The 26,139-nt window shown below is 63.2% G+C and carries 27 protein-coding genes; 14 read left to right on the top strand and 13 right to left on the bottom strand.

Annotated features, from left to right (window positions below; translation table 11 throughout):
• Positions 1-132: 132 nt before the first annotated feature.
• The gene (locus tag AC0ZT5_RS17340; protein ID WP_488497408.1) at positions 133-759 is read left to right on the top strand and encodes a DUF1062 domain-containing protein; all 627 of its coding nucleotides are present in this window, start codon (positions 133-135) and stop codon (positions 757-759) included.
• A 64-nt stretch (positions 760-823) separates the two neighbouring features.
• Here the strand turns inward: AC0ZT5_RS17340 and typA are convergent, their stop codons facing one another.
• Positions 824-2,653 (bottom strand): translational GTPase TypA, encoded by a 1,830-nt coding sequence (gene typA / locus AC0ZT5_RS17335; protein ID WP_488497407.1) that lies wholly within the window; start codon positions 2,651-2,653, stop codon positions 824-826.
• Positions 2,654-2,850: 197 nt separating this feature from the next.
• Here typA and AC0ZT5_RS17330 point away from each other — a divergent pair, with 197 nt between their 5' ends.
• The gene (locus tag AC0ZT5_RS17330; protein ID WP_488497406.1) at positions 2,851-3,132 is read left to right on the top strand and encodes a hypothetical protein; all 282 of its coding nucleotides are present in this window, start codon (positions 2,851-2,853) and stop codon (positions 3,130-3,132) included.
• Between the two features lie 45 nt (positions 3,133-3,177).
• Here the strand turns inward: AC0ZT5_RS17330 and AC0ZT5_RS17325 are convergent, their stop codons facing one another.
• Positions 3,178-4,752: an alkaline phosphatase D family protein gene (locus AC0ZT5_RS17325; protein ID WP_488497405.1), complete on the bottom strand. Its 1,575-nt coding sequence runs from the start codon at positions 4,750-4,752 to the stop codon at positions 3,178-3,180.
• Positions 4,753-4,904: 152 nt separating this feature from the next.
• A complete protein-coding gene (locus AC0ZT5_RS17320; RefSeq protein ID WP_457150612.1) occupies positions 4,905-6,188 on the bottom strand; it encodes an MFS transporter in 1,284 nt (427 codons plus the stop codon).
• A gap of 73 nt (positions 6,189-6,261) precedes the next feature.
• On the opposite strand from AC0ZT5_RS17320, the gene AC0ZT5_RS17315 reads away from it, so the two are divergent.
• Positions 6,262-6,879, top strand: a complete 618-nt coding sequence (locus tag AC0ZT5_RS17315) for a TetR/AcrR family transcriptional regulator (protein WP_488497404.1) — start codon at positions 6,262-6,264, stop codon at positions 6,877-6,879.
• Positions 6,880-6,924: 45 nt separating this feature from the next.
• Positions 6,925-7,518: a hypothetical protein gene (locus AC0ZT5_RS17310; RefSeq protein WP_488497403.1), complete on the top strand. Its 594-nt coding sequence runs from the start codon at positions 6,925-6,927 to the stop codon at positions 7,516-7,518.
• Between the two features lie 217 nt (positions 7,519-7,735).
• Here AC0ZT5_RS17310 and ppa read toward each other — a convergent pair whose 3' ends face one another.
• The 6 genes from ppa to AC0ZT5_RS17280 all read right to left on the bottom strand — a co-directional run bounded on the left by ppa (position 7,736) and on the right by AC0ZT5_RS17280 (position 12,320).
• Entirely contained in the window at positions 7,736-8,269 is a 534-nt protein-coding gene (gene ppa, locus AC0ZT5_RS17305) for an inorganic diphosphatase (RefSeq protein WP_457150615.1), read from the bottom strand.
• 112 nt (positions 8,270-8,381) lie between these two features.
• Entirely contained in the window at positions 8,382-8,888 is a 507-nt protein-coding gene (locus AC0ZT5_RS17300) for a GNAT family N-acetyltransferase (RefSeq protein ID WP_488497402.1), read from the bottom strand.
• A 240-nt stretch (positions 8,889-9,128) separates the two neighbouring features.
• On the bottom strand, positions 9,129-9,767 hold the full coding sequence (locus AC0ZT5_RS17295; protein WP_488497401.1) for a TPM domain-containing protein: 639 nt from the start codon (positions 9,765-9,767) through the stop codon (positions 9,129-9,131).
• Between the two features lie 9 nt (positions 9,768-9,776).
• Complete coding sequence (locus tag AC0ZT5_RS17290; RefSeq protein WP_488497400.1) at positions 9,777-10,661, bottom strand: TPM domain-containing protein; 885 nt, start codon at positions 10,659-10,661, stop codon at positions 9,777-9,779.
• 4 nt (positions 10,662-10,665) lie between these two features.
• Positions 10,666-11,481 carry a TPM domain-containing protein gene (locus AC0ZT5_RS17285; protein ID WP_488497399.1) on the bottom strand — a complete coding sequence of 272 codons (816 nt, stop codon included), beginning with the start codon at positions 11,479-11,481 and terminating at the stop codon, positions 10,666-10,668.
• Positions 11,482-11,681: 200 nt separating this feature from the next.
• The gene (locus AC0ZT5_RS17280) at positions 11,682-12,320 is read right to left on the bottom strand and encodes a LemA family protein (RefSeq protein WP_477284651.1); all 639 of its coding nucleotides are present in this window, start codon (positions 12,318-12,320) and stop codon (positions 11,682-11,684) included.
• A 163-nt stretch (positions 12,321-12,483) separates the two neighbouring features.
• On the opposite strand from AC0ZT5_RS17280, the gene AC0ZT5_RS17275 reads away from it, so the two are divergent.
• The 7 genes from AC0ZT5_RS17275 (at position 12,484) to AC0ZT5_RS17245 (ending at position 18,362) form a co-directional block, all read left to right on the top strand.
• A complete protein-coding gene (locus AC0ZT5_RS17275; protein ID WP_477284649.1) occupies positions 12,484-12,735 on the top strand; it encodes a hypothetical protein in 252 nt (83 codons plus the stop codon).
• 14 nt (positions 12,736-12,749) lie between these two features.
• Positions 12,750-13,634 (top strand): pyridoxal kinase PdxY, encoded by an 885-nt coding sequence (gene pdxY, locus AC0ZT5_RS17270; RefSeq protein WP_488497398.1) that lies wholly within the window; start codon positions 12,750-12,752, stop codon positions 13,632-13,634.
• A complete protein-coding gene (locus AC0ZT5_RS17265) occupies positions 13,631-14,425 on the top strand; it encodes a DUF429 domain-containing protein (RefSeq protein WP_477284645.1) in 795 nt (264 codons plus the stop codon). The genes pdxY and AC0ZT5_RS17265 overlap by 4 nt, the downstream gene beginning before the upstream one ends.
• A gap of 66 nt (positions 14,426-14,491) precedes the next feature.
• Entirely contained in the window at positions 14,492-14,887 is a 396-nt protein-coding gene (locus AC0ZT5_RS17260) for a DUF5071 domain-containing protein (RefSeq protein WP_477284643.1), read from the top strand.
• Between the two features lie 146 nt (positions 14,888-15,033).
• A complete protein-coding gene (locus AC0ZT5_RS17255) occupies positions 15,034-15,678 on the top strand; it encodes a carbonic anhydrase (RefSeq protein ID WP_488497397.1) in 645 nt (214 codons plus the stop codon).
• A 95-nt stretch (positions 15,679-15,773) separates the two neighbouring features.
• Positions 15,774-16,187 (top strand): nuclear transport factor 2 family protein, encoded by a 414-nt coding sequence (locus tag AC0ZT5_RS17250; protein WP_488497461.1) that lies wholly within the window; start codon positions 15,774-15,776, stop codon positions 16,185-16,187.
• A 120-nt stretch (positions 16,188-16,307) separates the two neighbouring features.
• Positions 16,308-18,362: a M3 family metallopeptidase gene (locus tag AC0ZT5_RS17245; protein ID WP_488497396.1), complete on the top strand. Its 2,055-nt coding sequence runs from the start codon at positions 16,308-16,310 to the stop codon at positions 18,360-18,362.
• Between the two features lie 81 nt (positions 18,363-18,443).
• On the opposite strand, the gene AC0ZT5_RS17240 is transcribed toward AC0ZT5_RS17245, so the two are convergent.
• From AC0ZT5_RS17240 to AC0ZT5_RS17225, 4 genes are all read right to left on the bottom strand, one after another.
• Complete coding sequence (locus AC0ZT5_RS17240) at positions 18,444-19,919, bottom strand: M81 family metallopeptidase (protein WP_488497395.1); 1,476 nt, start codon at positions 19,917-19,919, stop codon at positions 18,444-18,446.
• A 126-nt stretch (positions 19,920-20,045) separates the two neighbouring features.
• Positions 20,046-20,870 (bottom strand): carbohydrate ABC transporter permease, encoded by an 825-nt coding sequence (locus AC0ZT5_RS17235; RefSeq protein WP_488497394.1) that lies wholly within the window; start codon positions 20,868-20,870, stop codon positions 20,046-20,048.
• Positions 20,867-21,736 carry a carbohydrate ABC transporter permease gene (locus AC0ZT5_RS17230; protein WP_184872491.1) on the bottom strand — a complete coding sequence of 290 codons (870 nt, stop codon included), beginning with the start codon at positions 21,734-21,736 and terminating at the stop codon, positions 20,867-20,869. The genes AC0ZT5_RS17235 and AC0ZT5_RS17230 overlap by 4 nt, the downstream gene beginning before the upstream one ends.
• Before the next feature lie 212 nt (positions 21,737-21,948).
• Positions 21,949-23,184, bottom strand: coding sequence for an ABC transporter substrate-binding protein (locus AC0ZT5_RS17225; RefSeq protein ID WP_488497393.1), 1,236 nt, complete (start codon positions 23,182-23,184; stop codon positions 21,949-21,951).
• 181 nt (positions 23,185-23,365) lie between these two features.
• Here AC0ZT5_RS17225 and AC0ZT5_RS17220 point away from each other — a divergent pair, with 181 nt between their 5' ends.
• The 3 genes from AC0ZT5_RS17220 to AC0ZT5_RS17210 are packed head-to-tail and all read left to right on the top strand — an operon-like array spanning position 23,366 to position 26,134.
• Complete coding sequence (locus AC0ZT5_RS17220; protein WP_488497392.1) at positions 23,366-24,172, top strand: SDR family NAD(P)-dependent oxidoreductase; 807 nt, start codon at positions 23,366-23,368, stop codon at positions 24,170-24,172.
• Positions 24,173-24,174: 2 nt separating this feature from the next.
• Positions 24,175-25,242, top strand: a complete 1,068-nt coding sequence (locus AC0ZT5_RS17215; protein ID WP_488497391.1) for an ABC transporter ATP-binding protein — start codon at positions 24,175-24,177, stop codon at positions 25,240-25,242.
• Between the two features lie 10 nt (positions 25,243-25,252).
• Positions 25,253-26,134: a MurR/RpiR family transcriptional regulator gene (locus AC0ZT5_RS17210; RefSeq protein ID WP_488497390.1), complete on the top strand. Its 882-nt coding sequence runs from the start codon at positions 25,253-25,255 to the stop codon at positions 26,132-26,134.
• The last annotated feature ends 5 nt before the right edge of the window (positions 26,135-26,139 follow it).

The following is a 26,139-nucleotide window of genomic DNA, read 5'->3' as shown; positions in this document are numbered from 1 at the left end:
TGAACCGCTGTCGCGGGCTTTCCGCCGTGACACCCGATTTCCGATCATAGTTAGCTACCGCCATGCCGTGCCCGCAGGGGCATCTCGACATTGCCGGCCTGATGAACTTCCCGACGGGAAGGGCTTATCGGCATGTCTGCACTCCTGCGTATCCGCTGGGCGATCGCGCCCAAGACCGCACCTCGACCACTCATCAACTGCAATCGCTGCGGCACCGTGAAGGCCTATCGCTGCAGCGAAAAATTCCGCGTCAACGCCAACGGCAAGCGCATCGACGTCTGGCTGATCTATCGTTGCATCGACTGCGACAATTCCTGGAATTTCGGCATATTGGAGCGCTGCAACCGCCGCGATATCGAACCCGCCCGGCTCGCGGCGCTCGAGAGCAATGATTCGTCACGCGCTCGGCGCCATGCTTTCGATGTCGTCGCGCTGCGCAGCCGCGTGGGACGCGTCGAAGAATTTTCCGACGTCGTCGTCCGCAAACAAATGCTTGGCTCCCCTCAAGAGGCCGCAATCGGGTTGGAACTTCAGCTCCGGCTCGAAATGCCAACATCGCTGCGGCTTGACCGCTTGCTAGCCAACGAACTCGGCATCTCGCGATCGCGGATTCAGGTGCTGGAAGAAAAACGGCTGCTGGTCGTGGACCCAGACGGCGCCAAAGCCCTGCGCAAGCCGACCCGTGAAGGGACCACGATCCGTATAGACCTTGCCGGCCAAGCCGACCTGAAGGAGATCATCTCGGCCGCCGGCGGGTGAATGGCCAGAGGGGCGAAGGACTGGTGTACTCCGCCCCCTCAACTCTGAGAAAAAGAAAGTGAGATTACGCCGCGCCGACTGCCTTGGCCGACTTCTCGAAGCGTTTGCGCTCGTTCGGGTCGAGATAGAGCTTGCGCAGGCGGATGGTCTTCGGCGTCACCTCGACCAGCTCGTCGTCCTGGATCCAGGCCAGCGCGCGTTCCAGCGTCATGCGGATCGGCGGCGTCAGCTTCACCGCCTCGTCCTTGCCGGCGGCGCGGATGTTGGTGAGCTTCTTGCCCTTCAGCACGTTCACTTCGAGGTCGTTGTCGCGGCTATGGATGCCGATGATCATGCCCTGATAGACCTTGACGCCAGGATCGATGACCATCGGGCCGCGGTCTTCCAGGTTCCACATGGCATAGGCCACCGCCTCGCCCTGCTCGTTGGAGATCAGCACGCCGTTGGTGCGGCCCGGCAATTCGCCCTTGTAGGGCTCGTAGGCGTGGAACAGCCGGTTCATGACGGCGGTGCCGCGCGTGTCGGTCAGCAGTTCCGACTGGTAGCCGATCAGGCCGCGCGTCGGCGCGTGGAAGACGATGCGCTGGCGGTTGCCGCCGGAAGGGCGCAACTCGACCATCTCGGCCTTGCGCTCCGACATCTTCTGCACGACGATGCCTGCATGCTCCTCGTCGACGTCGATGACGACTTCCTCGACCGGCTCCAGCAATTCGCCGTTCTCGCCCTTCTGCATGACGACGCGCGGCCGCGACACGGCGATTTCAAAGCCTTCGCGGCGCATCGTCTCGATCAGCACGGCCAGCTGCAATTCGCCGCGGCCGGAGACGAAGAACGAATCCTTGTCCGGCGATTCCTCGATCTTCAGCGCGACATTGCCTTCGGCCTCGCGCAGCAGGCGGTCACGGATGACGCGGCTGGTCACTTTGTCGCCTTCGGTGCCGGCAAGCGGGCTGTCGTTGACGAGGAAGGACATGGTCACGGTCGGCGGATCGATCGGCTGCGCATGCAGCGGCTCGGTCACCGACGGGTCGCAGAACGTGTCGGCGACGGTGCCCTTCGACAGGCCGGCGATGGCGACGATATCACCCGCCTGGGCTTCCTCGATCGGCTGGCGCTCGAGGCCGCGGAAGGCGAGGATCTTGGAAATACGGCCGGTTTCGACCAGCGTGCCGTCATGGTGCAGCACCTTGACCGGCTGGTTGGACTTCAGCGTGCCGCTCTCGATGCGGCCGGTGATGATGCGGCCAAGGAACGGATTGGCTTCCAGGATGGTGCCGATCATGCGGAACGGGCCGGGATGAACGGTCGGCGCCGGTACATGCTTGATGACGAGATCGAACAGCGGCGCCAGGCCCTGGTCCTTGGGGCCTTCCGGATTTTCCGAAACCCAGCCATCGCGGCCTGAACCGTAGAGGATCGGGAAGTCGAGCTGCTCGTCGGTGGCGTCGAGCGCCGCGAACAGGTCGAACACCTCGTTGACCACCTCGACATGGCGGGCGTCCGGACGGTCGATCTTGTTGATGACGACGATCGGCTTCAGGCCGACCTTGAGCGCCTTGCCGACGACGAACTTGGTCTGCGGCATCGGCCCCTCGGCGGCGTCGACCAGCACGATGGCCGAATCCACCATCGACAGGATACGCTCGACTTCGCCGCCGAAATCGGCGTGGCCGGGCGTGTCGACGATGTTGATGCGGGTGTCCTTCCAGTCGACCGAGGTCGCCTTGGCCAGGATGGTGATGCCGCGTTCCTTTTCGAGGTCGTTGGAATCCATGGCGCGCTCGGCGACGCGCTGATTGTCGCGGAAGGAGCCGGATTGCCGGAGCAATTGGTCGACGAGGGTGGTTTTTCCATGGTCGACGTGCGCGATGATCGCGATATTACGGATTTTCATGTTCTGGTCTCGGAAGCGTTGCAGGCAGCAGGCCAAAAGGCGCTGCCTCTTTCGGTTGCGCGGCTCATACAGGGTTTTTCGCAGTTGCGAAAGAGGACGCGCGATACCAAATACTCATCAAATCTTAAGCATCTGCGTGTGAGATGATTTTGTTAACCAAGGCGGGAACCTTTCGAGGCCCGGGCAGTTCGAACGTCATGACCGATAAACTCAACCGATTTTGGCCGCTCATCGCGTCTATTGCCTTTGCCGTCCTGCTGGCGGCCAACGCCGCGCAGTCGGCTGCGACGCAGAAGGAAGCCCGGCCGGCCTTGCCAACCGTTGCGCCATCCGCCGAGCAGGTCTTCGCCGACGCGCCCGACGGCGTCGACCCGATGGTGACCGGCCCGGTCAGCGCCGCCTTCAAGCAAAGGCAGGACGCCGCCAACTGCGACACCGCCGTCTGGCCGAAAATCCCGATGGTCTGCTATCCCGACTGACGACCGCCGGCAGCGGTCGTCATCCCAGAGATGACGAAGGTCGGCTTACGCCGACCGCACCGGGTCGAGCGTGACCTTGTAGAGTTCGTTGTCGTCGCGATCCATCAGCCGCACCGTCATCTGCTCGCTGGCGCCATTGATATCGACCAGCCCGAAGAATTGCAGGCCGGCTGACGGCGGCAGGTTCTGGCCTTGCTCGGCGGTTGGCGCCTTGATGAATTTCAGCTCCGGACCAAAAGTCATGTCGAAAGCGTTCGGGCCGAACGTGCCGGCATGGATCGGGCCCGAGACGAATTCCCAGAACGGATTGAAATCCTGGAACTGCGCCTTGTCGGGATTGTAGTAGTGCGCGGCGGTGTAGTGCACGTCGGCGGTCAGCCAGACGGTGTTGCTGATGCCGGCGTTCTTGATGAAGCGCAACAGGTCGGCAATCTCGAGCTCGCGTCCCTTGGCCGGGCCGTTGTCGCCGTTGCTGACCGCTTCGGCACCCGCCTTCTTGGCGGCATCGTCCCAGACGACGAGGCCGAGCGGCATGTCGGCGGCGATGATTTTCCAGGTTGCCTTCGAATTTGCCAGTTCGCGCTTCAGCCATTTCGTCTGTTGTTCGCCGAGCATGCGCGATTGCGGCGTCATCTCATCCTGCATGTCCGGGCCGTTGGGGCCGCGATAGGAACGCATGTCGAGGAAGAACACGTCGAGCAGCGGCCCATAGGCAATCTTGCGATAGACGCGGCCCGGTTCGGACGGTTCGTAGCGGATCGTCGTCATTTCATGGAACGCACGCGCCGCGCGTGCCGCCAGCACATGGATCGATTTCTCGGTGTACCGGTTGTCGGCGCTGAGATCCTTCGAATCCGACCAGTTGTTCAGCACTTCGTGGTCGTCCCACTGGTAGAACGTCGGGCAGATAGCGCTGAGGCCCAGCACGTTCTTGTCCATCATGTTGTATTTCCACTGGTCCCGGTATTCGTCCAGCGTCTCGGCGACCTTGCGCTTGCCGTCGATCAGCACGACGTTCTTCCACTTGCCGCCCCCGGGCAGGTCAACCTCGTCCTTCATGGCGCCGTCGGCATAGATGGTGTCGCCCGAATGCAGGAAGAAGTCGGGGGTGTGCTTGCCGATCGTGGCGTAAGTCTTCATGCCGGTCTCGTCGATACCCCAGCCCTGGCCGGCGGTGTCGCCCGACCAGGCGAACTTGATGTCGCGCCTGGAAGCGGGCGCGGTGCGGAAGCGGCCGGTGATCGGCTCGGAAACCGCATTGATGTCGGCGAGATCGGCGGCCGTCATGCGATAGAAGATGTCCTGGTCGGAAGCGAGGTCGGTGAGCAGACGCTTGACCGTATAGTCGCTGGCCGGCGAGGTATCGAGCGGCGCCAGGCGGACGGCATCAGTGAAACTTTCGGTCGACGACACTTCGAACATGACGCGCGACGGCCGATCCGTGCGCGTCCACACCATGCCGCTGATGGCGTCGACATCGCCTGACTGCACGCCATGGGTGAAGGCCGGGCGCTGGCTGGCGCGTGAATAGTATGGCATTGCCAGGCCTGATACGCCGACCAGGCCAGCGGCGCTGGCCGAGGTGACGAAAGCACGGCGGGTCATCGAGAGCTTGTTCATGGCTGTCTCCTGGATGGCTTGAACGGTGCCACCAAGGTCCAGCCTTAATGTTTCAGGCGCATCTCGAAACCATGAAGGTTTGATAACAACCAACAGGCAGGGCACGTTCTCCCTTCTCCTCATAGGGAAGGGAGAGCCGCACCCAGCCACCCTTACGCCGCTTGCGGTTCCGGATCGAAGGCCGGTCGGCTGGTGTTGATCAACAGCGAGATACAGGCGGCGGCGATTGCCGTCATGCCGGCGATCATGAAGGCCAGCTCGTAATTGCCCTGCAGTTCGCGCATCGTACCCCCAAAGGCTGCGGCGGCAGCTGCGCCGATCTGATGTCCGGCGACGATCCAGCCGAACACGATCGGGCCGCTGCGGTCGCCGAATGCCTCGTTGGCGAGCCTCAGCGTCGGCGGCACAGTGGCGATCCAGTCTAGGCCGTAAAGCACCGCGAAGATGATCAGGCTGGTCGCCGAGAAGCCGGAATAGGGCAGGTAGATCAGCGACAGGCCACGGATCCCGTAGTAGACGCCGAGCAGCTTGCGCGGGTCGAAACGGTCGGTGAGCCAGCCCGACAGCGTCGTGCCGATCAGGTCGAAAATGCCCATCATCGACAGCAGGCCGGCGGCCTGCACCTCGCCGATGCCCATGTCGCCGCAGAAGGCGATCAGATGCGTGCCGACCAGCCCGTTGGTGGTGAAACCGCAGACGAAGAAGGTGGCGAACAGATACCAGAAGACGCGCGTGCCGGCGGCGCGGCGCAGCGTCGAGAACGTGTGTGCGAGGAAATTGCCCTGCGAAGCCGGTGACACCGGCGGCACATCGTCGGCCGCAGCACCATAGCGCACCATGCCGATCGAAGCCGGCCGTTCCGGCACCAGCAGCCAGACCAGCGGCACCAGAGCAGCGGTGGCGATCGAAACGGCGATGACAACCGGCTGCCAGCCGCCCGACTGTGCTAGCGAGGCGATCAGCGGCAGGAACACCAGCATGCCTGAGGCACTGGAGGCCGACATCAGCCCCATGACAAGGCCGCGATTGGTCTTGAACCAGCGGTTGACGATGGTGGCCCCGAGCACGCTGGCGACAGCGCCGGAACCAATGCCCGAGAACACGCCCCAGGTGATGAACAGATGCCAGGGCTTGGTCATCAAGAGGCTGAGCGCGGTCGAGCCCGACATCACCACCAGCGAGGCAAGCAACGTGCGGCGCAGCCCGATCCGCTCCATCAGGGCGGCGGCGAACGGCCCGGTCAGGCCGTAGAGCAGGATGCCGACACCGGCGGCCAGCGAAACGACGTCGCGGCGCCAGCCGAAACTGTTCTCCAGCGGCAGCATCATGACGGCGGGCGCCGAGCGCAGGCCGGCCGCGACCAGCAGGCAGAGGAAGATGACGCCAACCACGACGAAAGCGTAGCGCTGGCCAAACGGACGGGATTGAGCTATCATGTTACTGACCGGTACGTTGCTGATAGGAGGATGTATACGTACCGATCGGTAACATTGTCAATCGAGTTCCATGATGCCAACGGACAAAAATATTGAACTGACCATCAGCGACGGTCATGCATCGGCGCCACCGAAGGCTGCCAAGAAGATCCTCGACGTGGCCTACGAGTTGTTCTACCGGCGCGGCATCAGGGCGATCGGCGTCGACGAGATCGTCAAGCGCGCCGGCGTCACCAAGCCCAGCCTCTATCGCAGCTTTCCCTCCAAGGATGAGCTGGCGGCCTCCTATCTCAGGCAGTACGACCAGGAATACTGGGAGCGTTTCGATGAGGCGGTCGCCGCCCATCCCGGCGATCCGCGTGCGCAGATCAAGGCTTTCCTGACCCGCATCGGCAACCGCACGCAGGTGGCGGACTATCGCGGCTGCGGCATGACAAATGCCGCGGTCGAGTACCCCGAACACAGCCATCCGGCCCGCGTAGTCAGCGAGGCCAACAAGCAGGAATTGCGCCGCCGCCTGCGCGCCATGGCGGTTGCAATGGGTGCGCAGGATCCCGATACGCTGGGCGACGGCCTGCTGCTGCTGATCGAAGGCGCCTATATCAGCGGCCAGCTGTTCGGGCTCGGCGGCCCGGCGCAATCGGTCGCCCGCAACGCCGATCTTCTGATTGAAGCGAGCTTGAAGAAATAGTGTTTGACGCTACGCTGCGATGGCTTGCAACGGAGTTTGTCGGCCATGCGCGCTCTTCTGATCCCGTTCGTCTTGGCCGGTTTCTGCCAGGCTGCGCAGGCCAGCGACATCTCAAGCGCCTATACCGATCTCGACTGGAAGAAGGACTGCGTGACCTACGCGCAGGCCGAAGAAGGCGACGGCGACTGGGCCGATCTCGCCTGTTCGGGCTATCGCGGCTACCCCGTTCTGATCGCCTATGACGACGCGCGCGAATCGCTGTTTTATGGCTTTCCGCCCGGCAGCGACATGACATCGGTCTGGGAGAGTTTCTCCGGCTTCAATTCGTCCGGCGCCAGGATCGAGTGGCGCATCGAAACCACGGGCGACAAGGCTGTGCCCTTTGCCGCGATCCACCGCCGCTCGATCAGCAACCCGGACGACGAAAACAAGCCGACCGAGGTGCTGCTCGTCGCCAAGGTCGGCCAGATGGACGCCCGCGATGGCTGCACGGTCGGCCTGGTGCTGGCCACCGGCAATCCCGTCGCCAACGATCAGGCGCGCAAACTGGCTGACGACAAAGCGCGGACGTTCGCTTGCGGCAAGGATCGGCACACCGTCATCGGCAACGTGCCGGCTTTTGGCCGCGTCGACAACTAAGCTCGTCGGAGATTGGCCGCAGCGCCCGTAACGTCGTCACCCACGGGCGGAGCAAGGAGCGTAGCGACGCAGCGCAGACCCGATCCATGCCGCGAAATCACAACGCCGCAGCGGTGCAGAATTCTGTTCCGCCGCGTCAGCGACAGGTATCACGGCATGGATCCCAGGGTCTGCGCGTCGCTTCGCTCCCGCTCCGCCCTGGGATGACGAAGCTGAGCTACTTGCTTGCCTTGGCCCGCGCGATTGCCTCGAGGATCATCTTCTTGGCGTATTTGGAATCGTGCCAGCCTTCGATCTTGACCCATTTGCCCGGCTCGAGATCCTTGTAGTGCTCGAAGAAGTGCTGCACCTGCTGGCGCGTGATGTCGGGCAGCTGCGTGTATTCGGTGACGTTCTCGTAGCGAAGCGTCAGCTTGGGTGACGGCACGGCGATGATCTTTTCGTCCTGGCCGGCATTGTCTTCCATGATCAGCACGCCGATCGGCCTGACATTGATGACGCAGCCCGGCACCAAGGCACGGGTGTTGCAGACCAGCACGTCGATCGGATCGCCGTCGCCCGACAGCGTGTGCGGCACGAAGCCGTAATTGCCGGGGTAGCGCATCGAGGTGTGCAGGAAGCGGTCGACGAACAGCGTGCCGGCCTCCTTGTCCATCTCGTACTTGATCGGCTCGCCGCCGATCGGCACCTCGATGATGACGTTGACGTCCTCAGGCGGATTCTTTCCGCTGGCTATGGCTTCAATGCGCATGGCTTTGTCCCTCTTATCGATGAAAGATCGATAGCGGGCGCGGCGCGGCGGCGCAATGCGGCGAATGGTGCTGGGTAGGGCCAGGTGGACAAAGCAGCCGAAAGGCCGGGCGTCATTCCCAGACGAAAGCGACCTTCTTCAGCGCCTTCTGCTCGAAGATTTCGACACCCTCGGCAACGTCACGGCCGCCGGCGCCGGCGTAGAAGGTGAGCGCGTTCTGGTTGTCTTCCAGCGCCCACACCACCATGCCCTTCAGCCCGTGATCGGCCAGACGCGCCCTGGCTGCCGCGAACAAACGGCTGCCTAGCCCGATGCCCTGATATTCGGGGCGCAGGTACAGTTCGTAGATTTCGCCTTGCTGCCTGAGTTCCCGGGCCCGGTTCTTGCCGATCGTGGCATAGCCGGCGATCTCGCCGCCGATTTCGACGACCAGCACGGTGGCGGCGCGGCGGATGGCATTCGCCCACCAATCGGCGCCGCGGCGGTTGATCATCGATGTCAGCGTGCGGTGTGGAATGATGCCGGAATAGGCGCCGCGCCAGGCCTGCAGGTGCACCTCGGCGATGGCGCCTGCGTCGCTCGGTTCGGCCTTCCTTATGTCGATCGTCAGCGTATTCATGATTTCTTAACCATAAACCCGCATTGCCCGATTGCAAGAGTCGGCGCGACCCGCCGACCACTTTCTCACAGACGATCATCGCGTCGGAGACATCGGCGAGAGCCTGTCTGAAAACGCGCTCAGCCGAGATGGATGGCGTGGTTTTCGAGAACCGAAGCCGCGGACTTTCAGGTCCGTGAGCATCGGAAGCGCAGAAAACCGCGCCAGGCGTCAGGCTGAGTAGCGTTTGCAGGCAGGCTCTCAGATCTCGACAAGATGGTCGTCGAGTTCGTTGGTGTCGCCTGATGTGACCGGGAAATGCTCGGCCAGCACCGCGCCCACCGTTTCGATCGCCTTGACGAAGCCATCGGCAAGCCGGTCGTCGCCGGCATGCGCGGTCAAGTCGCGCACCACGCCATCCCAGACATGCTGGCCGACTTTGGCATCGATGCCCGAATCGGCGACCACCTCGGCGTAGCGTTCGGCGATCGAGACGAACACCAGTACGCCGGTGCGCGCCGCGGTGCGGTGGACGTTGCGGGCGAGGAATTGCTTGATCGCATTGGCGTGCGCCGCCTGATAACGCATCCGCCTTGGTACCAGATGGATGCGCAGGCCGGGCAGCGCCCACAACAAGGCCAGCACGCAGGCCAGCGCCAGCAGCTGGGCGATGACGAAATGCGGCAGCCGGATCGACAGCCACCAGGCCTCCAGCCCATAACCAACGGCAAGGCTGACGATCAGCATGCCTGCCGTCGCCATGAAGGCGGCCGGGAAGAAATAGCCGTCGCTGGCATGCGCCATGACGCAATAGATCTCGCCATCGGTCCGGGCTTCGGCGGCACGGATCGCGGCGGCGATGCGCTCATGATCTTCCGGGCTGATCGGTCGTGTCGCCATGATCTTGTCTCACCAGCTTCCTGAAGAACCGCCACCACCGGATGAGCCACCGCCACCCGAAAACCCGCCGCCGCCGCTCGAGCCGGACGACCACCCACCACCACCGGAACTTCCCGACGACCAGCCGCTGCCCGACGACGAACCCGTTGTCCAGCTGCTGCCCGAGGATCCGCTCGGTCCGCGGCCGTAACGAAACGTCATGCCCAGCCATTTGTACACGCCCGGCGACAGCTTTGTGCCGAACATCGGCGGCAGGAACGCCATCGCCAACCCGCCGAAGAACATTGTGCCCCACAGGATCAGGAACACCGAGACGATGGGGTCGATAGGCATGCTGTTATGGGCGGGATTGCGCTGACCGCGCGCCTCCAGCTCCTCCGGATTGCCTTCCAGCACCATAACCATGTCGTCGGCGGCCTTGCTGATGCCGCCGGAGAAGTCGCCGGCGCGGAAAGCCGGCACCATGTCGTTTTCGATGATCAGCTTGGTGTGCAGGTCGGTCAGTGTGCCTTCCAGCCCATAGCCGACCTCGATGCGCATCTTGTGGTCGTTCTTGGCGACCAGCAAAAGCACGCCATTGTTCTCGCCGGCCTGGCCGAGCTTCCAGAAGCGGAACAGCCGGTTGGCGTAGGGCTCGATCTCCTCGCCGTCGAGACTGTTGGTGGTGGCGACGACGATCTGGTCGGAGCCTTTTGTCTCGAAATCGGCGAGTTTCTGCGTCAGCGCCGCCTTGGTGGCGGGGTCGATAATGCCGGCATTGTCGACGACACGGTCCGTCAGCGCCGGCAGCTGGGCGGCAAAGGCCGTGAACCCGAAGAGCAGCGCTGTCGCAGCCATCAGGACAGCCACGGCGAAACGGCAGGGTCTCGACAGGCTGACGGTGCGTGTTGTCATGCCATCACCAGCTTCCCGAGGAGCCGCCGCCGCCGGACGAACCGCCGCCGCCGGAAAAGCCGCCGCCGCCACCGCCCGAAGACCAACCGCCGCCAGAGCTTCCCGACGACCAGCCGCCACCAGACGACCGCCGGTGTGGCTCGAAGGTCATGCCGAGCCAGCGGTAGCGGCCGGGACCAAGCTTCTGGCCGAAGATCGGCGGCAGGACGGAGACCGCGATGCTGCCGAAGAAGATGATCGCCCAGATGCTGATGAAGACGGCGAAGAACAGGTCGTCGGAATTGAATGGCGCCTGCTGGTTGCGCTCGCCACGCGCCACCAGCTCCTCCGGATTGCCTTCCAGCACCATAACCATGTCGTCGACGGCCTTGCTGATGCCGCCGGAGAAGTCGCCGGCGCGGAACGCCGGCACCATGTCATTTTCGATGATCAGCTTGGTGTGCAGGTCGGTCAGCGTGCCTTCAAGACCATAACCGACCTCGATGCGCATCTTGTGGTCGTCCTTGGCCACCAGCAGCAGGACGCCGTTGTTTTCCTTCGCCTGGCCGAGTTTCCAGAAGCGGAACAGCCGGTTGGCGTAAGGTTCGATCTCCTCGCCGTCGAGACTGTTGATGGTGGCGACGACGATCTGGTCGGAGCCTTTTGTCTCGAAGTCGGCAAGCTTCTGCGTCAACGCCGCCTTGGTCGCCGCATCGATGATGCCGGCATTGTCGACGACGCGGCCGGTCAGGGCTGGCAGGTCGGCGGCGAAGGCGGTGAGGGGAAGGAAGAGAAAGCTTAGAAATAGCGCTAGGAACGCCAGGTTGGCGTTTCTTCCCACCCCCCTCTGGCCTGCCGGCCATCTCCCCCGCAAGGGGGGAGATTGGCTGTCATCACAGGCAGCGTACTCTCCGCAACGCAAACGATTGGCGAAAGCACCAAAGCTGCCGATCTCCCCCCTAGCGGGGGAGATGGCCGGCAGGCCAGAGGGGGGTGGGACGGAGCTCAAGGTCGACAGAGACCAGATTCACCAAGCGCGCGTTATCCGCCCTGCTTGGTGCCGAAATCGACCTTCGGCGTCTGCAGCTTGTCATCCTCGATGGTGAAGTTGGCGAAGGGCTGGTTGCTGCGGAACCAGAAGGTCGCCCACAGCACCGAGGGGAAGGTCTTCAGCGTCAGATTGTAGTCCTTGACCGCCTGGATGTAGTCGCGGCGCGCCACCGCGATGCGGTTTTCGGTGCCTTCGAGTTGTGCCTGCAGCGCCAGGAAATTCTGGTTGGCCTTGAGGTCGGGATAGGCCTCCGATACCGCGATCAGCCGCGACAGCGCGCTGGTCAGCCCTGCCTGGGCATCCTGGAATTTCTTGAGGGCCTCGGGATCCTTCAGCGTTTCCGGCGTCACCGTTATCTGCGTTGCCTTGGCGCGGGCCTCGACCACCGCATCGAGCGTGTCCTTCTCGTGCGAGGCGTAGCCCTTCACCGTCTCGACCAGGTTGGGGATGAGGTCGGCGCGGCGCTGATACTGGTTCAGCACCTCGCTCCACGCCGCCTTGGCGTTTTCCTCCGCCGTCGGGATGGTGTTGTAGCCGCAGCCAGCCAGCAGCGGCAGCACGATCGCCATCATCAGGAAGGCGGGCAGCGTGCGGAACATGGATGGTGGAGCAAGGCGCTGGGCAAACATGATGAGGTCCCTCGGTAGAAGTTGCATGCCAAGCATTACCACAATCAGCGGGCAAGAAAACCGCCCGACCGGCGGCCGTTCGCCTGGCACGCCCGGTGCCGTTGCAAGGCCCTGTGATTGGCCGCGCGAACGCGATAAGGTCTTGACGAAACGGGACATCATCATGGCGGACCGCCAGGACAGCGAGAGGGAATCGCGCCGTATCCTCGAGCGCATCGCGCGCGAAACGGATCCGGCCGGCAATTCGTTTGTGGCGCGCAGCACCAAAGGCATGCGCGACCACGTCACCGCGGCCGACGCCGACCGTGCCGACCCGATCGAAGTCTGGGGCACGCGCATTGGCCGCACACTCGGCCTGCTGCTGACGCTGGGCCTGATGGTCTGGCTCGTGCTTTACGTCATCCGGGGCAGTTAGGAATCAAAGAAACAATGAGCGCCGAAAAAACCGACGCGCCGCGTGCGGTCATCGTCATTTCCAGCCATGTCGCGCGCGGCTCGGTCGGCAACCGCGCGGCTGTCTTCGCGCTGGAAACTCTGGGCTTTCCGGTGTGGGCGGTGCCGACAATCATCCTGCCCTGGCATCCTGGTCATGGGCGGGCGACGCGGATCGTGCCGCCGCTCGACCAGTTCAAGGCGCTGATGGCCGATCTCGAGCGTGCGCCATGGCTGGGCGAAGTCGGCGCCGTGCTGTCCGGCTATCTCGGCGAGGCCGGCCAGGCCGAGGCCGTTGCCTCCCTGGTCGCCGCCGTGAAGGCAAAGTCACCTGACGCCGTCTACATCTGTGATCCGGTGATGGGCGATTCGGGTGGCCTCTACGTGCCGGAACCGACTGCTGCCGCCATGCGTGATCGGCTGATGCCGATCGCCGACATCGCCACCCCCAACCGGTACGAACTGGAATGGATGGCCGGCGCACCCTTGCCCGACCTGAAATCGGTAATCGCGGCCGCCCTTCACGCCGGGCCATCGACCATGCTGGTCACCTCGGCGCCGTCGCTGATGACCGGTGGCACGGGCAACCTGCTGCTCGACGGCAACCAGGTGCTGCTGGCCGAGCACCGCCTCATCGACAAGCCGCCGAACGGTCTCGGCGACCTGACGGCGGCCGTCTACCTGGCGCGCATCCTGTCCGGCCAGCCGGCGATCAAGGCGCTGCAGTCGACCACGGCGGCGGTCTACGAGATCCTGGCGCGCACCGCCAAGCGCGGCGGCGACGAACTGCAGCTCGAAACCGATGCGCAGAGCCTGTCAAACCCGATGGCGATGGTGCAGCTTCGCCACCTCACGCATCCGGGGAGGGACCGGCGGGCGTGACCCTGGCCACGACCGTCGTGACTGTCGGCGTTGACGGCTGCAAGGCCGGCTGGATCGCCGTGCGCCGCGCACCCGGTTCGATACCTCGTAGCCCCGGTTCCACACCCTCTGTCGATGTCTTTGCAAGCTTCACAGCCCTGCTTGCATCACTCCCAGCCGACGCGGTGGTCGCTGTCGACATGCCGATCGGTCTGCCCGAGTTTTCGAGCAAAGGCGGGCGCGGACCGGAAGCGCTGGTGCGGCCACTGCTCGGGCAACGGCAGTCCAGCGTCTTTTCGATCCCTTCCCGCGCCGCGCTCTATGCCGATACGGGCGACTTCACCACCATTGACGCCTGGTATGCCGCGCGTCGCCGGGCAAGCGAGGTGGCCATGACCACATCCTACCCGCCGCGTGGCGTTTCGATCCAGGCGTTCGGCATTTTTGCCAAGATCCGCGAGATCGACGCTCTGCTGGTCGCCCAGCCCGAGTTGCGCGGCCGCATCTTCGAATCGCATCCGGAAGTCGCCTTCTGCCGGCTGAATGGCGACCGGGCCATGCTCTTGCCGAAGAAGATCAAGGGCGCCGTCAATCCGGCCGGCATGGAAGAGCGCAAGGCGCTGCTCTCTAGGCATGGCTATGACAAAACCTTTCTCGACCAGATGCCGCCGCGTGGTGCCGCCGCCGACGATTTTCTCGACGCGGCCGTGATGATGCTGATCGCCGGCCGGATCGCCAAGGGCGAGGCAAAGCCGTTTCCAGACCCGCCGCTCGCCGACCGTTTCGGCATTCCGGTCGCCATCTGGGCGTGAGGCGACGTCGACGCATCTCGTCTGGTACGAGAAAAATCCTCCAACTGGATTCCGAGGGACGATCTTATGTCGATTGACGTAAAGAGCCTTATTCCCCGCAACAAACACGACCACGATGCAGTCGAGGCCATCAAAGAGGCCGGTTACCCTGCCATCGCCCCCATCCTCGGTGAGTTGATGGAGTGGACGGCGGATGGCAATTGGCCTGTTGCCCGACCTTTGGCCGCATTTCTCTCAACGATAGGAGAGCCAATCATCGAGCCGATCCGTCGCGTTCTTCGAGGAAGCGATCCCAGCATGAAGTGGCACTGTATCACTACAATGGTTCGGATTTTGCCAGTCGATATCTTGAAGGCTTTGGAAGGCGATTTGCGCAGACTGGTGGACAATCCAAGCCGGCTGGACAAGTTGGAAGGAGTGGACGAGGAAGCTGAAGAGGCGCTGCAGCGCCTGCGGCACTGACACTGCACATCCGCGTTGTGAGTTTCACGGTCAAGCCTGCACCTCGATTGCAGTCCCCAGCAATTCGGCATTGCTCGCGGTAGGCTTTTGCCGCTAGAGCGTCTTTCAGATTGCGCATCCAACCCGGAAAGGGCCAGACGCCGCCCATGCCCCATCTCCCCGACCATCTTCTCGCCGGCTACCGCAATTTCATGAGCGGCCGCTATCTGACCGAGAGCGGACGCTATCGCGAGCTTGCCCGCGAAGGCCAGGCACCGGAAACGATGATCGTCGCCTGTTGCGACTCCCGCGCGGCCCCCGAAGCGATCTTCGACGCCGGCCCCGGCGAACTCTTCGTGCTGCGCAATGTCGGCAATCTGGTGCCGCCCTACGCGCCGGACGGGGAGTTCCATTCGACCTCTGCCGCACTCGAATTTGCCGTGCAGAGCCTCAAGGTCAAGAACATCGTCGTCATGGGCCATGGTCGCTGCGGCGGCATCCGCGCCGCGCTCGACACCAATTCCGCACCGCTATCTCCCGGCGACTTCATCGGCAAATGGATGAGCCTCATCGCCCCAGCGGCCGAAACCGTGTCCTCCAGCACCTTCATGACGGCGTCGGAGCGCCAGACCGCGCTGGAGCGTATTTCGATCCGCTATTCCATCGCCAATCTCAGGACGTTTCCTTGCGTCTCGATCCTCGAAGGCAAGGGGCGGCTGTCGCTGCACGGCGCCTGGTTCGACATATCGACCGGCGAACTCTGGGTGATGAACAAGGAGACCGGCGATTTCGAACGGCCGGAGACGGCGTAGACCATGATCCCGAACCGAAGGAACGCGCCAGCGAAAGGTGACAACCGGCTCTTCGGGTAAGCTGATAGCCGATAGGAAGACGGAGGCAGCATATGATGGGAGATCGCCGTTCGATCACTTTCGTCGCGGCAGCGTTACTGTTTTCGATCATTCCTGTCCGTGCCGACGATGCCGCCATCATCGGCCGCTGGTATTCGGCCCTGCTGGTGGCTGATCGCACCGAACTGTCCGACCTGCTCGCCGACGACGTCCGTATCAAGCTGGACGACCTCGGTATCGTGCAGAGCAAGCAGGAATTCATCGCCTCGATCGACGAATGGCAGGGCGCCGTCGCGGGTGCGCAGATCCGGCACCGGATCGAAAAAAGCGAAGGCGGCGTCACCACCGTGATCGCCTGCTATGATTTTCCCAACAACGACCTGCTGATGCAGGAAACCTTCGCGGTGACCGACAATCGCATCACCGCCAGCTCGCAAGCGGCGATCGCCGAGAACTGCGACGGTTACTGACGCAAACCTGACCGGCGGCACTGTTGCGCGCGGCAAACCTGCGCCCTACATCGGTATCAACTCACCCTGCCCACCGCCTTCACCAGCGCCCGGCCTGCCTTCACCAAGGAAAGATTGTCCATGCATTCCACGAAAGCCGTCGACCTCGCCATCCATCCGCTGACCGCGTGGCAAGGGCCGCTCGGTCTGCCCGATTTCACCCGCATTGGCGACGACGACTTTGCCCCGGCCTTCGACGCCGCTCTGCAGGCGCATGAGGCGGAGATCGAGGCGATCGCCGGCAACAAGGACGCCCCGACCATCGACAACACGCTGCAGGCGCTGGAACTCGGTGGCGAGGCACTCGACCGTGTCTCATCGATCTTCTGGTGCCGCGCCGGCGCCCACACCAATGAGACGTTCCAGGCACTGGAGCGCGACATCTCGCCAAAAATGTCCAGGCATTTCTCGGCAATCTCGATGAACGAGCGGCTGTTCGCCCGTATCGACGACCTCTACCAGCGCCGCGACAGCCTGAAGCTCGATGCCGAGACGTTGCGGGTGCTGGAGAAAACCTGGAAAGGGTTTGTCCGCTCCGGCGCGAAGCTCGACGCCGACGGCAAGAAGCGGCTGGCAAAGATCAACGAGGAATTGTCCTCGCTTGGCACGAATTTCGGCCAGAACGTGCTTGCCGATGAGCGCGACTGGGCGCTGTTCCTCGACGAGGCCGACCTTGCCGGTCTGCCGGGCTTCCTGAAAAGCTCGATGGCCGAAGCCGCCGAAATGCGCGGCCAGAAGGGCCGCTGTGCCGTCACCTTGTCGCGTTCGATCTACGAGCCGTTCACGACCTTCTCGGAACGCCGCGACCTGCGCGAGATCGCCTTCCGCGCCTTCACGATGCGCGGCCAGAATGGCGGCGCCACCGACAACACAACTGTCGTGCGCGACATGCTGAAGCTGCGCGCCGAAAAGGCAAAGCTGCTCGGCTACGGCTCGTTTGCCGCGCTGAAGCTCGACGACACCATGGCCAAGACGCCCAAGGCAGTGCATGCACTGCTCGATCCGGTCTGGGAGAAGGCAGTGGAAAGGGCCGCCGCCGACCAGAGCGAATTGCAGCGGCTGGCGACGCAGGCCGGCAGCAACGAAACATTCGCCGCCTGGGACTGGCGCTTCTACCAGGAGAAGCTGCGCGCCGAAAAGTTCGCTTTCGATGAGGCCGAACTGAAACCCTACCTGCAGCTCGACCGCGTCATCGACGCCTGCTTCGACGTGGCGACAAGGCTGTTCGGCATCACCTTCGAGGAAAAGCAAGGCATTGCCGCATGGCATCCGGACGCGCGCGTCTTCGTGGTGAAAAACGCCGATGGCAGCGAGCGCGGCCTGTTCCTCGCCGACTATTTCGCGCGACCGTCAAAGCGCTCCGGCGCTTGGATGAGCGCGCTCAAGTCGGGGTACAAGCTCGGCCACGGGTCGAAACCGGTGATCTACAACATCATGAACTTCGCCAAGCCGCCGGCCGGCGATCCGGCCTTGCTGTCGGTCGACGAGGCGAGAACGTTGTTCCACGAGTTCGGCCACGCACTGCACGGCATGCTGACCGACGTCACCTGGCCGTCGGTTTCCGGCACCTCGGTCAGCCGTGATTTCGTCGAATTGCCCTCGCAGCTCTACGAACACTGGCTGACCGTGCCGGCGGTTCTGGAAAAGCACGCGCTGCACGTGAAGACCGGCAAGCCGATGCCGAAGGCGCTGCTCGACAAGATGCTGGCGGCGCGCACCTTTGGCGCCGGCTTCGCCACGGTCGAATTCACCTCTTCGGCGCTGATCGACATGGCCTATCACGCGCGCCCGGATGCGCCAGAAACACCGCTTCGTTTCGAAGCCGAAACGCTTGAAAAGCTCGACATGCCGGACACCATAGCCATGCGTCATCGCACTCCGCATTTCGGCCATGTGTTTTCCGGTGACGGCTATTCGGCTGGCTACTACTCCTACATGTGGTCGGAAGTGCTCGACGCCGATGCCTTCGCCGCTTTCGAGGAGACCGGCGACCCATTCAACCCGGCGCTTGCCGAGCGGCTGAGGAAGAACATCTACGCCGCCGGCGGCTCGAAGGACCCCGAAGAGCTCTACACAGCGTTTCGCGGCAAGATGCCGTCGCCCGATGCGATGATGGTCAAGCGCGGGCTGGTGTAAGCGCCTGTTTCGTCCTTCTCCCCCTGGGGGAGGAGGACAGGCCGCGCAAGGTCGCAACGCTGGCAATCCCTTATCCCGGCTCTATACCGCCCACGGATCCGCCACCCTAGGCCACACCGGCCGCGTCAGCTTCTTGTAGTCGGTCACCGCCGGATTGCTCGGATAGGAACTCGGCGCCGTGACATAGATGATCTCGGCGGCGATCGGCTCGAAGCCGGCGTAGAAATGGTTGGTCGACTTGATCAGCAGGATGTCCTTGGCCATCGGATCGACACCGATGTTGGAAAAGATATCCGGTTCGAAAGTCTGCGTGCGATTGGTGTTGAGGATGATGTCGACCTCGGTGCCTTCGATGCGCACCAGCGCCGTCGGCCCGAGCGTCACCCGGCTCGGCCCGAAACTCTGCCAGCCCTCCCGAACGGCCTTCAGCACCCGCACCCGCGCGTCGATCGGCTCGCCGGCTTGCGGGCCGGCCTTGCCGCCGAAACGCAGGTCGATGACGGCACCCTCGCCTGCCGCCAGGCAGAAGGTCACCGCGATCGGATCCCAGATCGTCGCCACGCCGACATTGCTCAGCCCGCGCGCCATCATCTGGCGCAGCACGACGGTGCCGTCGCCGGGCACACCGCCGCCCGGATTGTCCCAGATGTCGGCGACGACCACCGGCTTGCCCGGGTTTTCGGCGCACACAGCCAGCGCCCGATCGATGCCGTCGGCGGCGCTCAGCATCGTCATCGCCGTCTTTTCGCGCAGCGCGTAGAGTTCTCGCCCCAACCGTTCCGCCAGCGCATCGCCCTTGGCCTTGTCGTTGTCGGTGACGACCAGGATGCGCGTGCCCATTTCGGCCACGTCGGCCGCCATGAAGCCGTGGACGATCGAAATCGACAGCACGCCATCTCTGCCATGCAGCGCCTTGATGCGGTCGACGAAGGAGCGCATCGGCTCGCGGCTGGTCGGCAGCACCTGGATCATGCGGCAGTCGAAGGTCGAGATGACAGGCCTGATCTCACCACGCGCCGCGGCGAGGCCAAGCTCGACGACATGTTCGCCACGCTCGTAGAAATCGGTGTGCGGGAATTCGAGGAAGTAGGCCATGATGTCGGACGCCGCGACACGCTTTGGTGTCAGATGGCTATGCGGATCGAACTCAGAGGCGATCACCACCTTCGGACCCACCATCTCGCGGATTCGTTCGAGCAGATCGCCTTCGCAATCGTCATAGCCTTGCGCCACCATGGCGCCATGCAGGCCAAGAATGACGGCATCGACCGGCAGTGCTGCCTTGAGCTGGCCCAGAATCTCGTCTCGCAGCGCCTCATAAGTCTGCCGCTGCACCAAGCCGCCGGGCTCCGCCCAAGTGGCGGTGCCCTCGATGACGGTCAGGCCTTCGGCCACCGCGCGCCGGCGCAGGGCGACCATCGGCGAGGAGCATAGCGTCGGTGTCTCCGGATGCTTGCCGGGTCCGGCATAGAACGCCATCTCGAACGAAGCACGATCTGTCGGCACCGGCGAGAAGGTGTTGGTTTCCGTCGCCAGCGAGGCGGTGAAGATGCGCATGAAAACTCCGTGGATGCTGGGAGCAATTCCAGGAAAAGTGTGAAACGGTTTTCCATCCGGAATTGTGTCAAAACAAAGAGATGGAACGGTCCTGCGTTTCCGTGAAACGATGAACCGCTCTAGCGGCTATTTGACCGCCCCGAGCGCCAGCCCCCTGACGAGGTAGCGCTGCAGCCAGATGAACAGGATCGCCACCGGCAAGGTCGCCAGGAGCGTCGCTGCCATGACGTGGTGCCATTCGATGGTGTAGCGGCCGGCGACCAGCGAAAACACCTGGATCGGCAGCGTGTAGCTTTCCTGGCTGCGCAGCATGGTGAGCGCCACGACGAATTCGTTCCAGGCATTGATGAAGGTGAAGATCGCGGTCACCGCGATCGCCGGCAGGCAGAGCGGCAGGAACACCTTGCGCAGGGTCAGCCAGCGGCCGGCACCTTCCATCCACGCCGCTTCCTCGAGATCGCGCGGGATGGTGTCGAAATAGCTTTGCAGCATCCACACCGTGAAGGCGACGTTGAAGGCCATGTAGATGAAGCCGAGCGCCGTGGTGCTTTCGATCAGGCCCCAGGCCGCCATCAGTCGGAACAGGCCGAGTACCAGCACGATCGGCGAGATCATCTGCGAGATCAGCAGGAACTGCCGCAAGGCGCCATAGCCGGCAAAGCGGAAGCGCGACATCGCATAGGCCGCCGGAACCGAGATCAGGATGGCGCCGACCGTGGCGATAACGGACACGTAGAGCGAATTGAGCAGCGCCTGGCCGAAGCCGGTCGCCACCCACATGTCGGAGAAATTCGACCACCGGAATTCGCTCGGCCACCAGGTCGGCGACAGCACTTCCTGTCTCGGCTTGACCGCGGTCAGGAACATCACGGCAAAGGGAAAGATCGTCACCACGATCAGCGGCGCCAGCAGCAGCCAGGCAATGATCGAACGCCTTAGCTTACTCGTCATGCGCGTTGCTCCCGCATGGCCAGCCGCACATAGATCATGGTGAAGACCAGCAATATGGCGAACATCACCAGCGAGACCGCGGAAGCCTCGCCCAGTTTGCCGATGCGGAAGGCCAGCTTGTAGAGATGGGTGACCAGGATGTCGGTCGAATTGGCCGGCCCGCCCTGTGTCATCACCCAGATGATCGGGAAGGAATTGAAGACGTAGATGGTGTTGAGCACGATGGCGATGTTGATGAACGGTTTCAGCAGCGGAAAGGTGATCTCGCGGAACTGTTGCAACGGTGTCGCGCCTTCGAGTGCTGCCGCCTCGTAGAGGTCGTCGGGGATCGACGACAGGCCGCCGAGGAAGATCGTCGTCGTGAACGGCACCGTCACCAGGATGCCGATCATCACCTGCATCGGAAAGGCGGTCTCGGCGCTCGCCAGCCACTGGATGTTGTGGTCGATGAGGCCGAGGCCGATCAGCGCCGAGTTCAGCATGCCGCTTTCGCCGCTCAGCGCCCAGCGCCAGACCACGGCGGTCATCGTCAGCGACACCGCCCAGGGCAGCATGATGATGACGCGGGCGACGCCGCGGCCATAGAAATCGGTGTTGAGGATCATCGCCACCGGGATCGACAGCAGCAGCGCACCACCGACGACCAGCACCGTCCACTGTCCGGTGCGCCAGAGCGCGGCCATGAAATCGGGGTCGGCAGCGAGCGCCGCGAAATTGGCGAAGTCGTTGAATTCGCGAAGCTGGCCGAAGCGGCTGACTTCATGCGTCGAGATCTGGATCAGGTCCCACACCGGCCAGAAGATGACGACAGCCGCCAGGAACAGACTGGGCAAGGTCAGGAGATAGGGCAAGAAGCGATTTTGCATCGGCTGACCTAGAGCAATTCCAGGAAAATGCGGAGCGGTTTTCCGTCCGGGATTGCGTTGAAAACGGAGAGATAGAGCTGTCAGGCGTTTTCTGTTGAACGATGACCCGCTCCGTGGCGAATTCGATATTCGCCTCGGAAAAATGCGGCGCGCCCGATCGTCAGGACGCGCCGCGGGCGCGGGAGAGACGCCCTATTTCTTCAGCACTGCCCCTATTTCTTCAGCACTGCATTGGCCTTGGCGGCGGCGCCCTTCAGTGCCACCTCGGGCTCGGCGCTGCCGAGATAGATCTTCTGCATGGCGTCCGACGTGATCTGGGCGACTTCTTCCCAGCCAGGGATGATCGGTGCGAAGCGGGCGTCAGGCAGCAGGGCGGTGAAAGCCGCCAGATCGGCGTTGTTCACATAGTAGTCCATTTTGGCTTCTTCCTTGTTCACCGGCAGGAAGCCTTCGCCTTGCGTGAACTTGGCGCGCTGCTCGGTGGTGAACAGGAAATCGAGCAGCTTCCAGGCCTCGTCCTTGTTCTTGGAGTTCTTGAACATGATGATGGAATCGGTCACGCCATAGGTGCCGCGCGCACCGGTCGGTCCGGCCGGAATGGCCGCCACGCCGTATTTCAGGTTTGGCGCCTCGTCCTTGATCTGGTTGGACAGGAAGGGTGCCGTGATCATCATGCCGACCTTGCCCTGCTTGAACAGGTTTTGCACATCCTCGCGGTTGTTGGAGGTGACGCCCGGCTCGGTCAGGCCTTCGTCGATCATCGACTTGTAGAGCTTGGCGGCTTCGAGCGCGCCCGGCGTGCCGAGGCCTGAGGTACCGTCCTTGTTGAGGATTTCCGTGCCCTGGGACCACATCGCATAATAGTAATAGACGTCGGTCTCGATCTCCTTGCCCTGCAGGCCGAAACCGAAGGTGCCGGTCCCAAGCGCCTTGATCTTGCGCGCGTCTTCCTGCAGCTCGGTCCAGGTTGCCGGCGGATTGGAGATGCCGGCTTTCTCGAACAGCTCCTTGTTGTAGTACAGCGCACGCGCCGAGGCCGCGATGGGCAGGCCGTAGGTCTTGCCGTCCATGATCGACGGCGACAGGAAGGTGTCGATGAAGCGGCCCTTGAAGTCGGGCGTGATGTAGCTGTCGAGCGGCGCGGCGACATCCTGCTGGACGAAGTCGATCAGCCAGCGCGTGCCGATGATCGACAGATCCGCATTGGTGCCGGCGGTGATGTCGGTGGTCAGCTTCTGCAGCAGCACTTCCCACGGCACCACTTCGAACTTGACAGTGATGCCGGGGTTTGCCGCCTCGAATTCCTTCTTGACGCTGTCGAAATAAGGGCCAGTCTTGGCGCTGTACTCGGCAACGGTGACGCGCACCTCGCCCGCGTTCGCCTGCGCCGCAAATGCCAGCATGCTCATTCCGGCCATCAGGCCGACGGTCCATTTTGCAAGGCTCATTCGATGTCTCCCGTTTTGATTTTGCGCCTGCGCGCCTCTTCGCGACCGGCGCAGAAGATTTATGTTACTTTCCTACATTATCGATGATTTCAGCCCTTGCAAGCGGATTATTCTGTTGCTTAATTACATTTCGTGGACTAGGCCGGATACGATTGTCAGAGCTCCCAGAGGATGATGCACGGTGGTTTCGCAAGCCGAATTCGAAGGCAGGGCCAAGTTCGAAAGCAGGGCCGAGTTCGAAGGCAAGACTGTCGTCGTGACCGGTGCCGGCGGCGGCCTCGGCACCGCCATCGCGGCACTGCTGGCGCAACGGGGCGCCAGGGTCATCGGCTGCGACCAGTCCGGCGAAGCGTTGAACAGCCCACACCTTGCCTCCCGCCATGTCTTCGATCTTCTCGACCGGGCTTCGCTAGACGCTGCGATCGCCGCGATCCTCGACCGGGATGGCGTGCCGGACATTCTCATCAACAATGCCGGCTGGACGCGCGCCGAGACGCTTTCCGCCCTTACCTCAGACAAGATCGAGCACGAACTCGACCTCAACCTGACCGGCGTCATGATGTTCGCCGATCCGCTGGTCAAGGCGATGGCTACCCAAGGCTCCGGCAGCATCGTCTTCATCTCCTCGGTCAATGCCATCGCGCATTTCGGCAATCCCGCCTATGCGGCGGCCAAGGCCGGCATCAACGCCTATGCCAAGGCGATCGCCGTCGAGCTCGGCCGCAGCGGCCTGCGCGCTAATGTGGTTTGCCCCGGATCGATCCGCACTGCCGCCTGGGACCATCGCCTTGCCAAGGATCCTGAAATCCTCGGCAAGCTGCAGCGGCTCTATCCGCTCGGCCGCATTGTCAACGCTTCGGAAGTGGCCGAAGCCGTCGCCTTCCTTGCCTCCGATCGCGCGTCGGGCGTAACTGGGGTGGTGATGCCGGTGGACGCTGGCCTGACGGCAGGTTGCCTGCCATTCATCGACGACATATTGGGAGCGTGACCATGACCGACGTCGAGTTCCGCGACCTGTCGAAATCCTTCGGACAGCACAAGATCCTCGAAAACATCAGCCTCGACATCAAGAGCGGCGAGTTCGTCGTGCTGGTCGGGCCATCCGGCTGCGGCAAGTCGACCTTGCTGCGCATGCTGGCCGGGCTGGAGACGATCACCTCCGGCGACCTGTTGATCGGCGGCGTGCGCGCCAACGCGCTGCCGCCGCAGCAGCGCAACATCGCCATGGTGTTCCAGTCCTATGCGCTGTTTCCGCATCTGAAGGCGTCGGACAATATCGGCTTTGGCCCAAAGATCCGCGGCGAGGCGCGCGCCACGATCGAGGCAAAGGTCAAGAAAGCGTCCGGCGTCCTCAATCTGTTCTCCTATCTCGACCGCTACCCCCGCCAGTTGTCGGGCGGCCAGCGCCAGCGCGTTGCCATGGGCCGCGCCATCGTGCGCGAACCGTCGGTGTTCCTGTTCGACGAGCCCTTGTCCAACCTCGACGCGCAATTGCGCGTGCAGATGCGCGTCGAGATCAAGGCGCTGCACCAACGGCTGAAATCGACGATCGTCTATGTCACCCACGACCAGATCGAGGCCATGACCATGGCCGACCGCATCGTGGTGATGGACCGCGGCAGGATCCAGCAGGTCGGCGCGCCGCTGGAGCTCTATGACCGGCCGGCCAACAAATTCGTCGCCAGCTTCCTCGGCTCGCCTTCGATGAGTTTTGTTTCCGGTTCCCTCAAGACAACGCCTGAGAAAACCTGGTTCGAGTCGACAGGTGGCGGGCGGCTCGCGCTTGCCGGCAAGCAGGTGTCGGCGGGTAGTGCGGTGGAGGCCGGCATCCGGCCCGAACATTTTGTTATCGGCGAGGCCGCCGACGCGATGGCGATCAAGGTGGATGTCGTCGAGCCGACCGGCTCCGAAACCCATGTCTATGGCGCCATCGGCACCGATACGGTGCGCGCCGTGTTCCGCGACAGGGTGCCGGTCAGGCCTGGCGACGTGCTGCCGGTGAGCGTCGATCCCGGCAACATCCACCTGTTCGACAAGGCGACGGGCCTGCCCGTATGAAGACACGGATATGAAGACGCCGGCCGACATCATCACGCGCCTGCAACTGATATTGCAGGACGGCACGAAATCGGATCGCAAGCTGGCCGCCTTCGTGCTTGCCGACCTCGATCTGGTCTCCAAGGCGGCGATCTCGGAAATTGCCGCCCGCGTTGGCGTCAGCGAGCCGACGGTGACCCGGTTCTGCCGCAACCTTGGTTGCGAGGGACTGCGCGACTTCAAATTCTATCTGGCGCAAGCCATCGCCATCGGCGGCCAGTATCTGTCGCCGGAGCCGTTGAGCCGCGACGCCCGCGAACAGCGCATCGCTTCCGCCATCACCGAGGCGGCGATTGCCGCCATCCAGCGCGCCAGTGAAAACCTCGACATGACGACGCTGGTCGCCGTCGCCGCGCGCATCGCCGTCTCCGGCAACGTTCTGTGCATCGGGTCGGGCGGCATTTCCTCTATGATGGCGACCGAGATGCAGAACCGGCTGTTCAGGCTGGGCGTTTCGGTGCTGGCGCAGATCGACGGACAGCTGCAGCGCATGTACGCCGCCGTTGCCACGCCCGACACCACGCTGATCGCCTTTTCGGTTTCCGGCTATGCCCGGTCGGTCATTGATGCGGTGCAGGTCGCCCAGCAATATGGCGCCACAACCATCGCCATCACGCCGCCTGACTCGGCACTCGCCAAAGCCGCTGACACGGTCATCCATTTCCAGTCGCTCGAGGACGGCAACATCTACAAGCCGACATCGTCGCGCTATGCGCTGCTGTCGATCGTCGACATGATCGTCACATCGGTCGCCGAGACGCGCGGACCAAAGGTTCTGGAAAACCTGCGCCGCATCAAGCAGAGCGTGAACACGTTGAAAGTCGACGATCCGCGTCTGCCGCTGGGGGATTGAATCGC

The organism is Mesorhizobium sp. CNPSo 4670 (genome assembly GCF_057784235.1).
Note: the sequence above shows the minus strand (reverse complement) of the source record. Positions and strands in the feature narration are given on the sequence as shown.